At 68.1% G+C, this 15,507-nt stretch carries 15 protein-coding genes; 1 reads left to right on the top strand and 14 read right to left on the bottom strand.

Annotated elements, in window-relative coordinates; genetic code table 11:
* Positions 1–65 precede the first annotated feature (65 nt).
* The 4 genes from A3CE_RS0144435 to A3CE_RS0144415 all read right to left on the bottom strand — a co-directional run bounded on the left by A3CE_RS0144435 (position 66) and on the right by A3CE_RS0144415 (position 5,186).
* Complete coding sequence (locus A3CE_RS0144435; protein WP_020646584.1) at positions 66–1,718, bottom strand: UvrD-helicase domain-containing protein; 1,653 nt, start codon at positions 1,716–1,718, stop codon at positions 66–68.
* The gene (locus A3CE_RS0144430; protein ID WP_185839898.1) at positions 1,715–3,271 is read right to left on the bottom strand and encodes a hypothetical protein; all 1,557 of its coding nucleotides are present in this window, start codon (positions 3,269–3,271) and stop codon (positions 1,715–1,717) included. Before A3CE_RS0144430 ends, A3CE_RS0144435 begins: the two co-directional genes overlap by 4 nt.
* 630 nt (positions 3,272–3,901) lie before the next feature.
* A complete protein-coding gene (locus A3CE_RS55735; protein WP_026469457.1) occupies positions 3,902–4,186 on the bottom strand; it encodes a hypothetical protein in 285 nt (94 codons plus the stop codon).
* Positions 4,187–4,259: 73 nt separating this feature from the next.
* Positions 4,260–5,186, bottom strand: a complete 927-nt coding sequence (locus A3CE_RS0144415; RefSeq protein ID WP_245589705.1) for an N-6 DNA methylase — start codon at positions 5,184–5,186, stop codon at positions 4,260–4,262.
* A gap of 42 nt (positions 5,187–5,228) precedes the next feature.
* On the opposite strand from A3CE_RS0144415, the gene A3CE_RS0144410 reads away from it, so the two are divergent.
* Positions 5,229–6,275: a hypothetical protein gene (locus tag A3CE_RS0144410; protein WP_020646580.1), complete on the top strand. Its 1,047-nt coding sequence runs from the start codon at positions 5,229–5,231 to the stop codon at positions 6,273–6,275.
* A 3-nt stretch (positions 6,276–6,278) separates the two neighbouring features.
* Here the strand turns inward: A3CE_RS0144410 and A3CE_RS0144405 are convergent, their stop codons facing one another.
* From A3CE_RS0144405 to A3CE_RS0144360, 10 genes are read right to left on the bottom strand one after another with little or no spacing between them, the layout of a single operon-like run.
* Entirely contained in the window at positions 6,279–6,713 is a 435-nt protein-coding gene (locus tag A3CE_RS0144405) for a hypothetical protein (protein WP_020646579.1), read from the bottom strand.
* A gap of 2 nt (positions 6,714–6,715) precedes the next feature.
* Positions 6,716–6,949: a hypothetical protein gene (locus A3CE_RS0144400; protein WP_020646578.1), complete on the bottom strand. Its 234-nt coding sequence runs from the start codon at positions 6,947–6,949 to the stop codon at positions 6,716–6,718.
* A gap of 38 nt (positions 6,950–6,987) precedes the next feature.
* On the bottom strand, positions 6,988–7,338 hold the full coding sequence (locus A3CE_RS0144395) for a hypothetical protein (protein ID WP_020646577.1): 351 nt from the start codon (positions 7,336–7,338) through the stop codon (positions 6,988–6,990).
* A 59-nt stretch (positions 7,339–7,397) separates the two neighbouring features.
* A complete protein-coding gene (locus tag A3CE_RS0144390; protein ID WP_020646576.1) occupies positions 7,398–7,844 on the bottom strand; it encodes a hypothetical protein in 447 nt (148 codons plus the stop codon).
* Positions 7,841–9,775, bottom strand: a complete 1,935-nt coding sequence (locus A3CE_RS0144385) for a hypothetical protein (RefSeq protein WP_020646575.1) — start codon at positions 9,773–9,775, stop codon at positions 7,841–7,843. The genes A3CE_RS0144390 and A3CE_RS0144385 overlap by 4 nt, the downstream gene beginning before the upstream one ends.
* Positions 9,775–12,144 carry a hypothetical protein gene (locus tag A3CE_RS0144380; RefSeq protein WP_020646574.1) on the bottom strand — a complete coding sequence of 790 codons (2,370 nt, stop codon included), beginning with the start codon at positions 12,142–12,144 and terminating at the stop codon, positions 9,775–9,777. Before A3CE_RS0144380 ends, A3CE_RS0144385 begins: the two co-directional genes overlap by 1 nt.
* A gap of 15 nt (positions 12,145–12,159) precedes the next feature.
* Positions 12,160–12,468 (bottom strand): hypothetical protein, encoded by a 309-nt coding sequence (locus A3CE_RS0144375; protein ID WP_020646573.1) that lies wholly within the window; start codon positions 12,466–12,468, stop codon positions 12,160–12,162.
* A complete protein-coding gene (locus tag A3CE_RS0144370; protein WP_026469454.1) occupies positions 12,468–13,559 on the bottom strand; it encodes a DUF4417 domain-containing protein in 1,092 nt (363 codons plus the stop codon). Before A3CE_RS0144370 ends, A3CE_RS0144375 begins: the two co-directional genes overlap by 1 nt.
* Entirely contained in the window at positions 13,556–14,656 is a 1,101-nt protein-coding gene (locus A3CE_RS0144365) for a ParB/RepB/Spo0J family partition protein (RefSeq protein WP_020646570.1), read from the bottom strand. The genes A3CE_RS0144370 and A3CE_RS0144365 overlap by 4 nt, the downstream gene beginning before the upstream one ends.
* Positions 14,653–15,507: a replication-relaxation family protein gene (locus A3CE_RS0144360; protein WP_245589704.1), complete on the bottom strand. Its 855-nt coding sequence runs from the start codon at positions 15,505–15,507 to the stop codon at positions 14,653–14,655. Before A3CE_RS0144360 ends, A3CE_RS0144365 begins: the two co-directional genes overlap by 4 nt.

The raw sequence follows: 15,507 nt of genomic DNA, 5'->3' as shown, positions 1-15,507 counted from the left end.
AAACGACCTGACCAGTTACCCCCCGGCAAGCAGTGGTTGTCCGAAGAATGCCAAACTTTTGCGCGTCAGATGTTCGTCCGGCAGACGTTGATTAGCGGCCGCCACAGAGGATGCGCGACGGCCGGGACGACCAGATGGGACTGCCTTCGAGCGCGGGTCATGACGACGTAAAGCAATCGCGATCCGTCCGGGTACGGCTCGGTTTCGCGCCCGTAGAACTCGTCGGTGCCCAGCAGCAAGATCGTGGTGTCAGCCTCCCGCCCCTTTGTCTGGTGCAGGTTCATGACCTGTATCGGGCGTCGGCGCCCCGCAAGGTTTCCCACCAGCGACTCGTCACGCAGGCGACCCAGGTCTTCGACGATCGCAGTAGGCGAGACTTCGCCGCGTCGTCCCAGGAGCGCGTTCCGCGTTCGCTGGGCGGCCTGTGTCCAGGTCTCCTGACCGCGGAATGTCCCGACCCGGGCATACGCACCAGTCACGGTGTCAGCCAGACGACCAAGGTCGAGCGGCGTCGCTGCGTCGCGCAGATCAGTGGCGAGCTGAGCGATCGCTCGTTCCAAGACAGGGTTGCCGCGAGGGTCGAGCACTTGCTGAGCAAGCGGCGGGATGCCCTTCCCGCCCTGCGTGGCCGTGATGTAGACCGCCAGTTCTCGGAGCGGAAACATGCCATCGTCGATCGCATACCGAACCAGTGCCGAATGAGCGGCCAAGGCTTCACCGTAGGCCTCTCCGAAGCCGACCTGCTCATGTTTAAGCCCGGCGACGGTGAGTGCATCCGACAGCTGGGTGGTCGCGACGTTCGTGTGGGTGAAAATGTTTACGCTATGACCTTGCCGCCGCGCTCGCCGAGCGAGATCGACGACTTTGCCATGACCGCGGTCATCGGTCATCTGCGTGATGGTCAACCTCCCGGAGTCCGCGGCCACGCGCAGGGCCGGATCCGCGAAACGTCTCAGTCTTGCTGCCTCGGCGGCTGCCGGCAGGACACCTGTGGGGTCCCGGTGGCTAGCCGGGGGCAGGTCGATCTTGCGAGCCCCGGGAATGGCCAGCGCCGACGCGATGCGCTTCAGCGGGTCGACCCCTGGCTTGAATCCGCCGTAGATGGACTGGTTCACATCGCCCAAAAGGATCCGGCGAGCCCGAGGTGCAATCAGCTGGAAGAATTGCCACTCATCGCCGTCGGTATCCTGGAACTCGTCGCAGATGACGAGTCCGTATCGCCCAGCATAGTGATCGGACACCTGCGGAATCGACAACAGCTTCCGCGCACCGGGAAGCAGCTGCGGGTACGTGAGGCCGTTCGGCGCACCAGGAACACGCACGCTGGCCGAACTCAACACCGTCAAGGGAGGCGGGAAGCCGTAGTGCGCACCAAAGCTCGTGATGATCCTCCAGGCGAATCCGTGGAAGGTGGCGACCTCCAAACGAGGGCCGTAAGGCCTGATGACATCTCCCGCCCGATCGATGATTTGCGCGACCGCGGTACGGGAGAATGACAGGAAGAGAACTCGCTGATGGGCGAGCAGGGGCGCACGCACGCACGCCCGTTCGGCGGCCGCGCGCGTGGACCGCAGTTGCTTGTCGGCCGCTTCCAGATAGGTGCGAGCTGCCGCGATAGCCGTCGTAGTCTTGCCGGTCCCCGCCCCTCCAGCGACGACAAGGACCGGATCGACGCTGTTGATGACGTCTTCTTGCTCGTCGTTGGGCTCGTATGTCATAAGCGCTCCGCTGGCGGCCTGGGGATATCGGCCACGTTGACCAGGAGCGGGCCGACGTACGTAGGGCTCGCGACCGCGCTCACCTCACGGAGGACCGTCTCGATCATCGGCGGATGGGCGCTGAACTCAGCATAGAGAGCTTCCAAGAGCTGCTCGTGCAGCCCTTGCTTGTGGACCACTTGACAGAGATTGGTCACCCCGGCTTCACCGAGCTGGTCGACCATCGGATCCGGTAACCCGTATGCGGTCAGTGTGGCACTAGCCGCCGCGATGTGATCGATGGCGATTCCGGCGAGCATTGCGCGTTCGATGGCGCCGGCGGGTAACCGAATGACCACATCGCAAGCGCCCTGGATCCTCTCGAGCTGGAGTCGCGACTGGTCGGTGTCTTTATCCCGGTCGATGAGCGCGATCACTCTGAACCCCAGTGCGCGAGCAAGATTCGCGACTCGAGGTATCTGGTCGATCCCACCGTCTGTCCCGGTACCGGCGGACACCAGCCGTACGCCATGCGCTGAAAGCGGCAGCGCGGCAGGGGCAAAACGCCGATCGACCTTCGCGTAGACGGCGACGTCATGGGGACCTTCGGTGATCGCGACGACCGGCGCGGTCAGAGCCGCCAATAGCTGCGTGTGCAACTGCCGCAGAGCGGACACGGACTTGCGATCGGTGACAGCTTCGAGCTGGTGGTGCACTCGCGCACCGCCGTGACGGACGAGCCGGACGAGTTCGACTGGTTCGAAAGCTCGGGCGACCTCAGGACGTCGCGTCGACAACCACGCCTGACCAGCTCGTGCTCGTATGACAGAAGCGAGGTGTTCGGCCGCTGCGGTGTCCAGGCGATCGCCGAAGTCGTCGGCAAGCACAATCGCGCCGGGCACGTCGGCGAGCAGCATCGCTTCGGCCACCGAAAGTACGGCCGCCGCCGAGCTCCCGTGGTTCGCTAGAGCGAGCAGACCTCCGGCATCGAGTCTTATCGCTGCCTGCAGGGTCCGAAGTAGCGCACCGACGGATCCGTCCTCGGCCAGAAACCCGACGCTAGCGGACCCGACCGGTGAGTCGCCCAGACGGATGCCGGCGCCGCCGGATCCAAGAACCGCGTCGACAGCCTCGGTGACCGCCGAATCCATCGACAGCGCGGCCATCGCCGCATCGACGGTGTCGTGTAGCTGTTCGAAAGCCAGCTTCGCCGCCTCCGGGTCGCGGCGGTCGACGATCTGCCTCAGCCGTCCACCTGCACGAAGCTGCATCGGCTGACTGGCACTGAGAGTAACTACTGGAAGTGCCCTCCGAGTCGCCGCCGGCACCCGGGCAAACTGACCGACCGCGGGGTTACTGAGCACCGGAAAGTAGGTGACCGCATCCAGCTCATCGACTTCGGAGTCATAGGTCAGCCGGTACGTTAGCCGCGCACACAGCTGCGCGAAGGGGTTTGCGTTAAGATCGTCGCTCGCCACACCCGAAGCGTCCAGAGGCTCCAGGCAGCCGTCGAACAGCTGCTGAACATCGGGATCGAGATCACTAATTGTCACCTCGATCTCGGCGACAGTCACGCGGGCCGTCGTCACCCCACGATCGCCTTCAACGTCACGCTGCCGAAGATCACTTAGAGACGCAGAACGGGCCACGCTCGGATCCAGCACCCGAACGAGAGCGGCGACGACATCAGATCGACCCGCACGTGGAACTCCGGCGAGCAGTACATGTCCGGCTGGGCGAAGGTCGAGACGGTCCCAGCCACGGAACCCGGAGATCACGAGTCGAGTCACGCGCATGAACCCATTCTCCGAAGAAGTCCCGGGAGCGCACTGGCGCCGATCGATCGGCGACGGATTCAGACGAAATATCACTCTTTCGAGGTCGCATGCACTCGAACCTCCGATCGAGTCAAGCCGCAGCCCTCTTGATCACTCTCATCAGTACTGCTTTAGCGCACCGGAAAGCCAGACCGTGAGAAATTTGCTGACGTCGCCGATGGCGATTCCCCGGCGAACACAACGCGGGACAATGGCGACGAAGCAGCCCATCCGGGGAGTAACTCGAACCTGTGGCCTGCAGTAGTTCCGCATTTACCTGGTGGAGCCATGCGTCCCACTTCCCTGACACGGAGGTGGAGACCAGCGGGCAACGACTGATGATGAGCCCAGTACACGTGGCGGTCTCGGAGTGACCGGCAGAGCTGATCAATCCGCCTTACGTGGACGACCGCCGCCGGCGCCTTGGCCCGGCCGACCTGCAGCCCACCTCTCGATCTCATTCCGGCGGTCGGGAGACCAGCCGGGCGTGCGACCGATGACCACGTCCGGTTCCGGGAATGGGTGTGAGTCAGCGTAGCGGGAGCGCCAGTTCGCCACGGCGCGGTGGCTGACGTTGAACCAGGTGCCGATTTCTACCATGTCGGCGTAGCGGAGGGTCGCGCCGGCCGGGGCGGCCGGGCCATCCGTGATCTGCCGCTCGACGTGCTCCACGCCGGGAAGTTAGCAGGGAAGAGCAGGTCGTCGCGGCATTCGGCGTCGCGGCGCGTCGGCCTGACTCTGCCGATCAGAGCGTCTTGAGGAAGTCGAGCACCTTGATCCCCTTGTTCAGGCTCTTCACCTCTTCGAGGAACGTGGCTTGGCGGGCACATGCCTCGTCGGCCCACCGTGGATGCGTGAGGATGTCGCCGACGTAGAGGTAGACCCGCGGGCCGAGGCCCCAGATCAGGCCGTTGACGGCGGCCGCCGCGATCGCGAGATCGTCGACGTCGGCCCCGAACCATGACATGTCGGCCGGGTCGAGGCCGCGGCTACGGACGACGCACACGGCGGCGCGGAAGAGCCCACCGGTGCCGACAGCGTCGTCGCAGAACGATTGGCCGGGCTCAAGGTCGTCGAGTGCGACCGCAGTCAACGCGCACGCGATGTCGCCGGGGGTGTACATCTGTGCGTTGACCTTCGTCGCCGTCCGGGACCGCAGTGCGCCGACAAGCGGTCCGAGCACGTCGCAGTCGAAGCGACGCTCGGTGACGGTCAACTCGAGCAGACCTGCGCGCAACGCGGCATCGGCGGTCGCCTTGATCTGCTTCAGCGGTGCCTCATGAGCGTCGGCGAAGAGCCATCCGAGCAGCGGATACACCGACATCGCCAGGGCCGGGTGACGGCTGAAGGTCACAGCCCACAAGCTGCGGGCGATGTCGACGAAGCCGTCGGGCGAGGCGGACTTCATTCCCTCGGCCACGTCGGCGGTTCGGTCGACCAGCAGCCCGGCGGCCGCGATGGTCGCCACGATTCCCAGCGGGATCTCTGGCCGGTCGGAGCCGCCTCCTCGGTGCCAGGCGGAGGCGACCTCGACGGCGAGGGTCAGGGCGTGAGCCTCGGCGTTGATCGGGTTGCTCGCCGATCCCTGACCGGCACGGTGCTTGCACTCGTTCATGTCGAGCCCCTCAATCATTGTTGACTTGGTACTCAAGGTTTGCTTACTGTAAACCAAGAGAACTGAGTACACAATGTTTTAACGAGGAGCTGCAGCTAGATGAACGTCCCGGAATCACCCAGCTGGTCACCCCCGCCGCCGCGGCAACTGCCCGCGCTGCGCGAGCACCTGGCCCACTACCTCCTGACTTCGCCCGCTCACCTGTTCACGGCAGAGGCGCTGCGCCGCCAACGCGGGACGCTGCGTCCCGTGGTGAGGCCGGATCTCGGCGCGCGGCTCCTGCTGGAGGACGAGCACCAGCGGCTCAGCCAGGCGCAGCTGTTCTACGTGACCACCGACATCACCCGCTTGGTCCGCCAAGCCGCACAGAGTCTGAAAGACCACTGGGACATCCAGCCGCAGGACATCCCGGCACCGACGGGATTCATGCTGTTCGCCGAGCCGCTGACCGAGTACATCCGCGAAGACGGCAAGCGCATCGACATCGTCGCTGTCTCCTGGGGCGGAACCGAGCTACTCACCTCGGACACCGGCGGGCTCTGGGTGACCTTCTGGAGCGTCACCGACTTCGCGGCGATCAAGCGGCTGGCCCGATCGATGGGAGCCAGCGCCGCCGAGGCCGAGCTGACGGCCCACCAGCAGAACGCCGAACTCACCTGGGACAACGAGATCTACATGCCTTGGGGCGCGACCTCGGCCTCGCTGGAACCCGACCCGGATGGCCGGGAGATTCAGCCCGACCAGATCGCCGCCGCCGAGACGACCATCGGGTGGCTGCAGACGGTCCACGCCGGGTGGATCTTCTGCACGCCGAACGCGTTGACGGAAACCGCCGAAGAGCGCCTCCCCCGGACTCAGCGCGTCCGCGCCGAACGGGCGGGCTACAGCGCTGCGCCGGTCCGGGTGGTGTCGGTGAGCCGCAACACCTCGTCACGATCCGCTCATCGCGGTGAGCCGTCAGGCCGGACGGTGAGTGTGCGGTTTCCGGTCGCGCCGTTTATCCGTCGCCAGGCCTACGGCCCGGGACGGACGCTGCGCCGGTTGACGCCGGTCGCCGGGCACTGGCGCGGGCCGGTCGACGCGCCGGTCCGCATCACCAAGAAAGTGAACCTCGTCGACACGCCACCGACCCGTGCCAGCGAATAGCAGTCAGCTTGCCGGATGCACGGGCAGCCAGCTGCCGTCGATGCGCAGGTCCGCCCGGGCGCTCTCGACGAACGCCGTGATCGCGTGATCCAGCCGCCGACGGACGGCTCCGTCGTCAGGTCGAAGTCGCTCGTCGACATTGCCGCCGAGACCAGGCCGACTGGATGCCTGGATGGTCCGGACGGTATCGGCAACAGCGCGGGCCGCGGTCAGCAGCCGCTCCAGCGACGCATTGAGCCCCACGCCGCAGAAGAACGCGGCCTGCATCGCCACGTCTTCAAGGGAGTCGAGCACCGGCGAGGGATCGACTGCGTCCCGGTCCTTCCAGACCGGCAGTCGGCAGAACCGGTGGGCCGCGGAGTAGACCGCGGGGAACAGCTGGCCTTTGCGTTGCAGGACGACGTAGCGATCGGCGCCGTCGTCGCGGACCAGGTCCATGGTCAGGGGAGATCGTAACCGAGGTTGTTCGCGACGTCGTCGACGAAGTCCTCCCCCGCGACGCCGGGGTCGTTGTCCTGGACGTCCCAGGCGGCGTCGTCGATCGCGTCGCCGCCCTCGGTGAGCGCGGTCGCGACGATGTCGACCAGTTCGCGGGCGTGGGAAGTGTCCAGGTCGAATCGCTGGGCCGCGGACGCGGCGGCCTGGTCGAGTTCGTCGTCGGAGTATTCGTACATGGCTCCTCCGGTGGCAGAGTCGAGTTCGGACGCAGGAGTCACGCCTTCATCGCACCGGGTTGATTCATGGCGAGGACGAGCCGGACTTCGGCGCCTCGCCAGGCGTCGCGATCGGTGGCTGCGGCCGGACGGTAGTGCCACCTCGGGTGGTTCGAACACGCCAGTGAGCGCCGGCAGTCACACGCCTCCGTCTGCCACCAGCCGGCGTGCAGAATCCGCAGCCGCAGTTCCTGGGATCCCGCGACCGGGCGGACATCGAGTGCCGCTCGGACGCGGCTGATGACTTCGGCGATCGTCGAGCCGTGCACGAGGAAATGACCGTGGGCTTCCAGGTGGTCGGCGACCCACTCGACGGCCGCGATCTCCGGAGCCTCGTCATCGTGCCGCATCGCCCATCACCACCGGATCACTCTGGTCTCGCCAGAGACACGCGCCGTGGCGGGCAGATTCAGTCGCTGTCGAGCGCTTCGACCTCGCTCCGTCGTTCGAGCGTCAGGGTGGTCATCCAGGTGTCGAAATCCTGTAGCACGGCGAGCTGGACACCGCAGGCAGGTTGGATACGGGCGCGCTGGCCGGTAACCAGTTCGAGGTTCAGCCCGTCCCCGGAGGCTTGGGCTGCTGCAACGTGCAGGGCCCGCCGGCGGACGACCGAAGGGTCGAACACGGGGAGGCCGTCCTGCAAGCCGGCCGAAGCCACGAGCGGGCGGATCCAGATCACCGCGGGTTCGTCGCGGTCCCGGCGAGCGTGCCGGGCGAGCGCGGCCCGAAAGACCTCCCGATCGTCCTCGGTCACAACGAGTTCGGCGCCCGGCAGATCTTCGGCGCTGTCTTGCCGGGCACCGGCGAGCAGCTCGGTCAGCCTGGTCCAGAGCTGGCCGGTGGTCAGGTTGGTCATGCGGTGACGACCTCCTCGATCGCTTTCCCGGCGATGCTGGTGACGTCCTTAGCCTGCAGCATCGCCCGGATCTCGTCGCGCTGCGTCGTGTTGCTGCAGAGGATGCGGCTCGGGCCCTCCGGCCCGAGCAGATCGATGCCGTCCGCGAACATCACCTCGTTGCTCGGGTTGGCGAACTTGGCAATCTTGAACGGATCCTTGGTCGACTTGGCACCGTACTGCTCGACTTTCGCCGGATTGATCACGCCGAAAGTGTCGCCGTTGGCGCCGTAGTAGTCGGCGCGGGCGAGCAGCCGTTCCGGTTGATCCCAGATCAGCTTCGGGCCCGAATCCACGGACGATGTCGTACGGACGCGCAGGAACACCGAGCTCGCGCCACCGGTGAGCTTGTCTGCGCTCTCGCTCTTGCCCACGCCGACGTGGGTGCCCATCGTCGTGCGGCGCTCGGTGGACGCCAGGACGCCGGTGGCCAACATCGCTTTCAGCCCGGTGTGCGAGGTCGAGTGGACCAGTGACCGGCCGGCGACTGCGCTGCTGAGCTTGCCTGCGGAGTTGCCTACGTCGAACCGGGTCCAGGTGAGCCACCCGGCCGAACGCCGTGGCGCCGGGTCGTAGCCAGTGCTGGCAGCGAGCGCGTCACCGTCGGCGAAACCCGCGGCCTTGGCGACCGCGTCGCGTAGGACCTGCACCTTCGCCGGGAGCGCGCGAGTGTGGGCTTCGAGCTGGATGTGCTTGGCGAAATCGGCCAGCTGCGGGCCGGTCATGCCGACCGCTTCGTGGGCGCGTTCGTGGAAGATCTCCTGCCGGACCATCTCCTCGAGGTGCTGGCCGGTGGCGTGCGCGGCAACGACCTCGGCACGCCCGTCCAGGCTCTGGGCGGCGACGTTGGCGGTGAGGTAGGTGTACTCGCCCTCGTCCTGGGTCATCGGCCGGTTGGCCAGGTTGAGCTGCCCGAGCCGCGCGACAAGCTCCGGGCCGTGGCCCTCGCCCGCAGGGGCGATGACTTCGAGACGCCCACGTAGCGAGTACTCGGTCGTCGCCGGGTCATTGATGCTGTAGGGACGGTAGACGGCCTGGTAGCCGTCGCCGAGGTCGATGGCGTACTCCTTGCCGAGGACGTTGGTCGCGCGGGCACCGTCCCAGCTGGCTTGCCCGGTGCCGGTGTCCAGCTCTGGCTTGATCCGGGTCGCGCCGCGGAGCACGGCGACTGCGCCGGCGGCCCCCTCGGGTGGGGGCGCCGGGACCATGACCGTGGCCAGCTCGGTGCCTTGGTGCTGGAACGGCGTGACGTGGGCGACCGGCGTGCCGGTGGCGACGGCGTCCTTCACGGCCTGGAGCTGGGCGAGGTAGTGGTCGAGCATGGCCTTCTCGACCGGCACGGGCGTGTCGCCGAGGCCTTGGAGAGCAGCTTCCGCGGCGTCGATCTTCTTCGCCGTCGTCGCCGGTGGTCCTTGCTCGGCGGTGAGGGTGCCGTTGGCGACGTGGTGGTTGACGCTCTTGGCCGCGGTGATGATCTTCTCGACCAGGTTGTGCTGCTTATCGATGGGCAGCCGGCCGGTGACCTGCTGCTCGATCTGCGTCGGCACCATCCCGGGGCTGATGGTGAGCGCGTCGAGCAGCTTCGCTTCGGCGTCTTCGTCGACGCGAGCGTGCAGCACGGTGCGGGGGCCGTCCGCGCTGTGGTAGCTGACCAGCGTGGCGGTTGAGGCGATCAGGTCGGCTCCCCCGACGAGCACGGGTTCGCCGTAGGCGTGTCCGACGTCCGGGGTGAGCGGAATCGGCGTGACCGGCTGTTGCCCAGGTTCGACGACGGCAGGCTCCTCGACGATCGGCGGGACCTGGTCTTCAATTTCGGGCGGGTCGATGAGGTCGCTCTCACTGGCCGGGGTGATCGCGTACGCGGTGTGGGTTGTTTTGGCGTTGGTGCCCATCACGTCTTGCCGAGGTGCGCCAGGGCAGCAGCGGAGGACATCTTGAGGTCCTCGGTGAAGAACTTCACGAAGTCCCGCCGCAGGCTCTTCTTCCGCTCGACGGCGTAGTCCAGAAAGGACTCAGCGATCTGTCCGGTGGTGACGGCGGACTCCGGAATGCCTTTGGCCTTCGCGGCACGAGCGCGCATCGGTGGGACCCAGGTCAGGTTCTGCGCGGCGCCGGCGTGGGCGACGGTGTGGAGCATGGCGCGCCACTCGGCGTCCGGCACGGACTCGATCCGGCGGATGACCGAGTGCGCCGCGGCCGGGTTGACCTGCACGCCTTGGCCGAGCTTGCCGACGAGGTGGGCGTCGTAGACCTGGTGGTAGACGGTCGTGGTGCTGGGTCGATAGTCGAGCTTCAGCTTGTCGCGACCGAAGTTCTTGAACGACTGGCCCTGGTCAACGGGCACGAGCCCGCCGGCACTCGTGCGCAGGACGTTGCCGTGGTGCGCATCGTGGTTACCCAGCGCCCAGCTGGTGACGTGCAGCCGCACGATCTCGTCGACGTCGGCCTGCGACCAGCTCGCCGCGCCGCCCGAGATCGGTTTCGCCCCGGTGAGCAGGGGCTGCACGCTGACCGGCTTGCCGTCGACCTTGGTCGCGTAGACCGGGACGACCGGAAGACCGGCGCGGGCGGCGAGCCGGGACGCCGCGGCCTCGGTCTGGGTGATGGCGCCGGCGTGCGGGGTTCCTTCCTGCTTGGCCATCCACGTCGTGCCGTCCGGTCCGGTGTGGAGAGTCTTCGGGTGAGTGCCGCCGAGATTCGCCGGCGTGCCTGGCCCGAAATCCCAGGCGGCAACTGCGGCGGGATCGAGAGCCTTGGGGATGGCGTTGTGAGCGGCCTGGGCCTGCTGCAGGGCAGCGACGAGCTGGGCATGCTGCATCCCGAACCGGCTACGAGGCTTCGAGACGACCGGAGGTGGCTTCGGTACTGGGGAAGTCGGCGACTTCGTGGGAACCTGAAGCGCCTCCTTGACGGCGCTGACCGTTGTGGTGGAGGCGTTCAGGTGACCCTGTAGCAACTTCCCGAGTGCCGACTTGGTCGCCACAGCTGCCTCGGCCGGTGTGACGATGCCGGCGCCGGCGACGAACTTCCGCAGGTCGCCGACCTTCTGACCGTCGGCCCAGGCGAGCACTTTCGCTTGGCCGGCGTGCAGCACGGCTTGGTTCAGCGGCGCGGGATCGACGGTGTCCCAGGCCGCGGCGGCGGTGTGGACCTCGGCAATTGCGCGCAGTTGCTGCACCAGAACGCCCGCGTTCGCTTGGTCGACCGGGCCGGCGTCGAGCGTGGTGGTTGCGTCGGCGGCGCAGGTGGCGGAGTGCGCCAGCATCGCCGACCGTTCCGCGACGACGCCGGTGATCTCCTGACGTTCGGCAGCGGGAGTGGAGGCGCGCAGCAGCTGGAGGACTCGGTGGGCGTCGAGGGTCTGCAGCTGTGGATCGGCGATGTGCCCGTCGTGCTTGCCGTCCGCCACAGCGGCACTCAGCTGCGCCGGAGTGACGGCTCCCAGCAGCTCATCGACATGATGACGCGCCGCCGCCGTCGCCATGCTGAAGTCAGCAGCAGGATCGACGCTCTGCGCGGTGGCGATCCGATTTTCCCAGTGCACCAGCGCGGCGACCAACTCAGGCCCGGTGGCGGCGCCTTGCTGGGCGACCGCAGCAGCGGCAGCGTCGAAGTCGCCCTGCACCTCGGCCAGGTCGGCTTCGGTCGCCGCCCATCCCTCGAACCCCTCCGGCAACGCCGCAGCGGTTGTCGGAAGATCCCACTCGGCGAACGTCTTGCCGTTGATCGCCTGGCCGGCGCAGAGGGCGTCATGGCGGGCCAGCGCCAGCGCCTGGATCTTCTTTTTGGCTTCGGCATCAGCCGGCACGGACGGGTCGAGCCAGATGGCCAGCGGATGCGGGAGCTGCCCAGCGATCCCGACCAGCTTCGGGTGCTCGAACCCAGCCGCGGCCGCGATATCGGCGAGTTGCGCAGGCTCAAGTTCCGCCAGGTACTCGGCGCTGAGGGCGTGGAGGTGCTCCTCGTAGGGCCCGGTGGCGGTGTCGGAGAGCTGGCTCCCGGCAGCGAGCGCGGTGCCGACCGCCGCGGAGAACACGCCATAGCCCTGGACCGGATCGTCCGGGAGCTCGATCGCCGGTGGTCCGAGCGGGTCATCGGGGTCGACGCCGCCCGCCACGATCCCGGCGACGAATTGCAGGTCGGCCTCCGCCGCGTCCGCGGGCTCCTCGGTATTCGCGCAGACAGCGGCAAGGTGCGCGGCGAATACGCCGGCGGGTGTCACGGCGTAGGCAGCGTGACCGGCTTTGGCGTTGGTTCCCATCAGGCGACCGCCGGCTCAGCGCGCAGACCCGAGGAGGTCGTCGACCTGCGTCCTCACGACGTCCCCGAGAGCTCCTTCAGCCCCATCGACTCGCGCGGCCGGAGCGATCGGCGTCTCGGCCCAGAACCCCATCCGGTCGGCCAGCACCGCCGGGTCAATACCGGTAAGGCGTTCGCGCCAGATCCGTCCGGCTGCATACTCCCGCGGGATCCACTCGACAAAGCGCTCGGGCTTCTCCGGGTCGAGGCCGAGGACACCGACCGACGTAACCGCAGCGCCGAGCTCGGGCGACCAGCCCAGCAGAACCCAGATGTGTCGTGGCATCAGAGGCCTCCCCCGGCGGTGACGGTCCTGTGCGGAAGCAGGGAAGCCATGAAGCGAACGGAGCGGGCGAAGGCGTCAGGAATGCAGGCGTGAACATCCTGGCGACCGTCGGCGGTCATCACCGCGCCGTGTAAGGCGTACTGCGCCGGGTTCTGGCTGATCACGACGAGCCTGTTACCGAACAGGTCGAGCGCGGTCTCGATGCGATCCCGCCGGGACAGGCCGGTCAAGATCACCACGGCGTCCGGTGGAAGGTTCTCGGCCAGCCAGGACAAGCCCGGCAGCGCCCAGCTCTGCCAGTTGTTGTTCTCTCGCACGGTCTGGACGTTGACCGCGACGGCGGCAGGCTTGGTTTCGGCGACCCAGTCGGCCTGGCGGCGCAGGTCTTCGAGGCGGTACCAGTACAGGTTCGGCACGGTCGGGATCCCGGCGGCGGCGAACTCGGCGGCGATGATCAGCGAGCGGCGCATGTTGATCAGGTGTTCGGCGCGGGGCCAGTTGCCGTAGATCGAGTAGTTGGGCGCCAGCACGAGCCCGAATCGCAGGTCGGCGATCCGGGTGATCAGGTCGTCGCGGTGCCGCGCCGTCCAGAAGGCCTCGACGAGCGGGTCCTCGCCGTATCCGCTGAGGACGGTCAACGTGGTGTCCGGGACATCGAGGACCTCGGCGGCGATCCGGCCGTCGCACCAGCGCGGGTAGAGCGCATGAGTACGGGGAGAAAACACCCGCCGTAGCCCGACCGCGTACGCCGGCCACCGGATAACCTCGTCGAGCTCAGCGACGCCGGAGCCGTCGACCTGCGGAATGAACGCCGGCAGCGAGGTCGGCAGCGAGGCGGGAACGGCGAGGTCGTCGAATTCCAGGGTGCCGCCGACGTCGCGCATCCAGGCGTCGATGTCAGTGCGGGAGCCGCAGCGGATCGGGCAGGCCCGGCAGTCGGAGCGGGCGCAGCCGCAGTAGGCGCAGTCGGAGTTGCAGCCGGAGCACAGCGGCGCGATGGCGACTGCAGGCTCGGCGTCGACGTACCAGGGGCAGCGTCGGCAGTCGCAGCGCGCGGCCGGCGCGGTAGGCATACCGAGGAAGGTGCTCACGCGTCCCCTCCCTTGTGGATGACGTCGCCGAGCTGATCGAGCAGCAGCGCGACCGAGCCGCGGTCGTGCTCCCCCAGCTCGGCGCCCTGGACCAGCGCGAGAAGCAGCTGGCGGAGGGCAGCGAGAGCGCGCTCGACGAGCCGGGCGTCGACTGCGGCGACCTGCGCCTCAGGCTTGGCGCGGAGCTTGTCGGCGCGCGCAGCGTCGGCCTGCTCCTGGACGCGCTCGGCTTCGACCAGGGCTTGCTCCGCGGTCAGATCTTCGTCAGCTGTGGCCGCGGCGAGCGCGGACGGGAGCAGCCTGGTCCGGCCGGTGTTCTTGACTGCGGCCCAGATGTCCTGGGCGGCTTGCTCCCGTCCGCGGCGCAGCTCGACGAACCGGATACGAGTGTGCAGGGACACCTTCGCCTCGTCCATCTCCTCGGCGACCTCGCGGGGCATCTCGGCGAACGCCCGGACCAGTTCGCGGGCCTTGCGCGGGCTCAGCTGCAGGCCGAGCCGGCTCAGGACTTCCGCCCACGGCGCCGCGCACTGCTTGTCGCTGCCGCGGATGCGTTCCATCGCGGCGAAGCGTGCGATCGGGTCGTCGATGGCGTAGACCTCGGCCGGCACGGCGTGGCCGCCCGCCAGCAGCTTGCCCAGCAGGACGGCACAGCGGTCGAGCACCAGGGCGGCGGCGAGCTCGCCCGGCCGCAGGCTCTCCCGGGCGAGGTTCTCGACCAGCTGCCAGATCCTGCGTTCCTCGTCCGACAGCGGCCCTGGGCAGACCACGGCGGGCAGCGCGGCGAAGTGCGGGTTGTCCGGCCGGTTGACCGCGCCCCACCGGCACGCGCGCAGCCGCCGCTCCCCCGCGGCCAGCTTCATCGCCGGATGCGTCCCGTCGCCCGGGTCGATCTCCTCGACCAGCACCGGCTGCAGGACTCCGACGCTGGCGATGGAGGAGATCAGGTCCGCGAGGTCTGCCGGCGTCGTGGCGTCGCCAGGGAGTCGGCCCTGCAACTCGGTGAAGGGCGTGCCCTCGCCGCGCAGAGGCAGCAGCGCGAATCGACGTTGCCGCAGCCGCGGTGACAGCCCGAACTGTGCCACGACCTCGGTCATGCCAGCCTGCCGAACACGCTGACCCACCGCGGGTCGCCGAGCAGCGGCATGGCCACGGGCTCCAGCGGTCCACTCCCCACGAGGTGGGGCAAGGTCGTCGCGATCATGTCGACTCGTCCCGCGGCCGTGCTCACCAAGGGCATGGCCTGGGCATGGGCGCGCAGGTCGGCGAGCCGGCGCTCGAGCGCCGGCTGCTCAGCACCGGAGAGGACGATCACGACCCGCGGGAACCGGGGATACCGCTCCCGCCATACCGGCTTCCGACCTGCCCCGGCTGGGGCGTGGTCGTGGTAGCGGATGTAGCCGACAAGCTTGCGAGCCAGCCGAGCGACCGGCATCGTCGCCCGGTCCAGCTCCACGAACAACGTCCGCTGAGACCGCCGGCCAGCCTCCTCGAGCACGTACTGCAGGACGGCATCGGCGATCACGACGCCGCGCCGATCTCCCGCGCGATCGCGGAACTGGTGGGCGACCTCCGGCGTCCAGGACAAGGGTCCGCACTCGTCACCGCGCCGTCGAGCCGTCTCGACGAAAGCGAGACCGGTCTCGACAACGTCGAGGGTGTGCTCCTGCAGCAGATGCGCGACCAGGGTGCCCGGCAGCCGATAGGCGCGGGCATCGACCGTCCCGGCCGCCTCGACGGCCTCGGCGCCGACCGGGGTGACGTGCCAGGTGCGGGGGCGGTGCTCTCGCGTAATGCGGTCCGCCAGCCCGGCTCGGCGCAGGTCGGCGAGCTTTGCGCGGACGGTGACCGGGGATAGCGCCGGGGCCACCAGCCGCCGGACTTGCTCCGTGGACATCAGCCGGTGCCAGTAGAGGACGGTCAAAGCCTCGCGTTGGAGGACATCCAC

The sequence above is a fragment of the Amycolatopsis balhimycina FH 1894 genome, from assembly GCF_000384295.1.
GTDB classification, from domain to species: Bacteria; Actinomycetota; Actinomycetes; order Mycobacteriales; family Pseudonocardiaceae; genus Amycolatopsis; species Amycolatopsis balhimycina.
The sequence above is the reverse complement of the archived record's forward strand: the minus strand, read 5'-3'. Positions and strand labels throughout refer to the sequence as shown.

Excerpts from the sequence above, each read along its gene's own strand:
- A3CE_RS0144405 (WP_020646579.1), bottom strand. The coding sequence starts at position 6,713 with ATGGACCTGGTCCGCGACGACGGCGCCGATCGCTACGTCGTCCTGCAA.
- A3CE_RS0144390 (WP_020646576.1), bottom strand. The coding sequence starts at position 7,844 with ATGACCAACCTGACCACCGGCCAGCTCTGGACCAGGCTGACCGAGCTG.
- A3CE_RS0144410 (WP_020646580.1), top strand. The coding sequence starts at position 5,229 with ATGAACGTCCCGGAATCACCCAGCTGGTCACCCCCGCCGCCGCGGCAA.
- A3CE_RS0144435 (WP_020646584.1), bottom strand. The coding sequence starts at position 1,718 with ATGACATACGAGCCCAACGACGAGCAAGAAGACGTCATCAACAGCGTC.
- A3CE_RS0144385 (WP_020646575.1), bottom strand. The coding sequence starts at position 9,775 with ATGGGCACCAACGCCAAAACAACCCACACCGCGTACGCGATCACCCCG.
- A3CE_RS0144380 (WP_020646574.1), bottom strand. The coding sequence starts at position 12,144 with ATGGGAACCAACGCCAAAGCCGGTCACGCTGCCTACGCCGTGACACCC.
- A3CE_RS0144400 (WP_020646578.1), bottom strand. The coding sequence starts at position 6,949 with ATGTACGAATACTCCGACGACGAACTCGACCAGGCCGCCGCGTCCGCG.
- A3CE_RS0144395 (WP_020646577.1), bottom strand. The coding sequence starts at position 7,338 with ATGCGGCACGATGACGAGGCTCCGGAGATCGCGGCCGTCGAGTGGGTC.
- A3CE_RS0144365 (WP_020646570.1), bottom strand. The coding sequence starts at position 14,656 with ATGACCGAGGTCGTGGCACAGTTCGGGCTGTCACCGCGGCTGCGGCAA.
- A3CE_RS0144375 (WP_020646573.1), bottom strand. The coding sequence starts at position 12,468 with ATGCCACGACACATCTGGGTTCTGCTGGGCTGGTCGCCCGAGCTCGGC.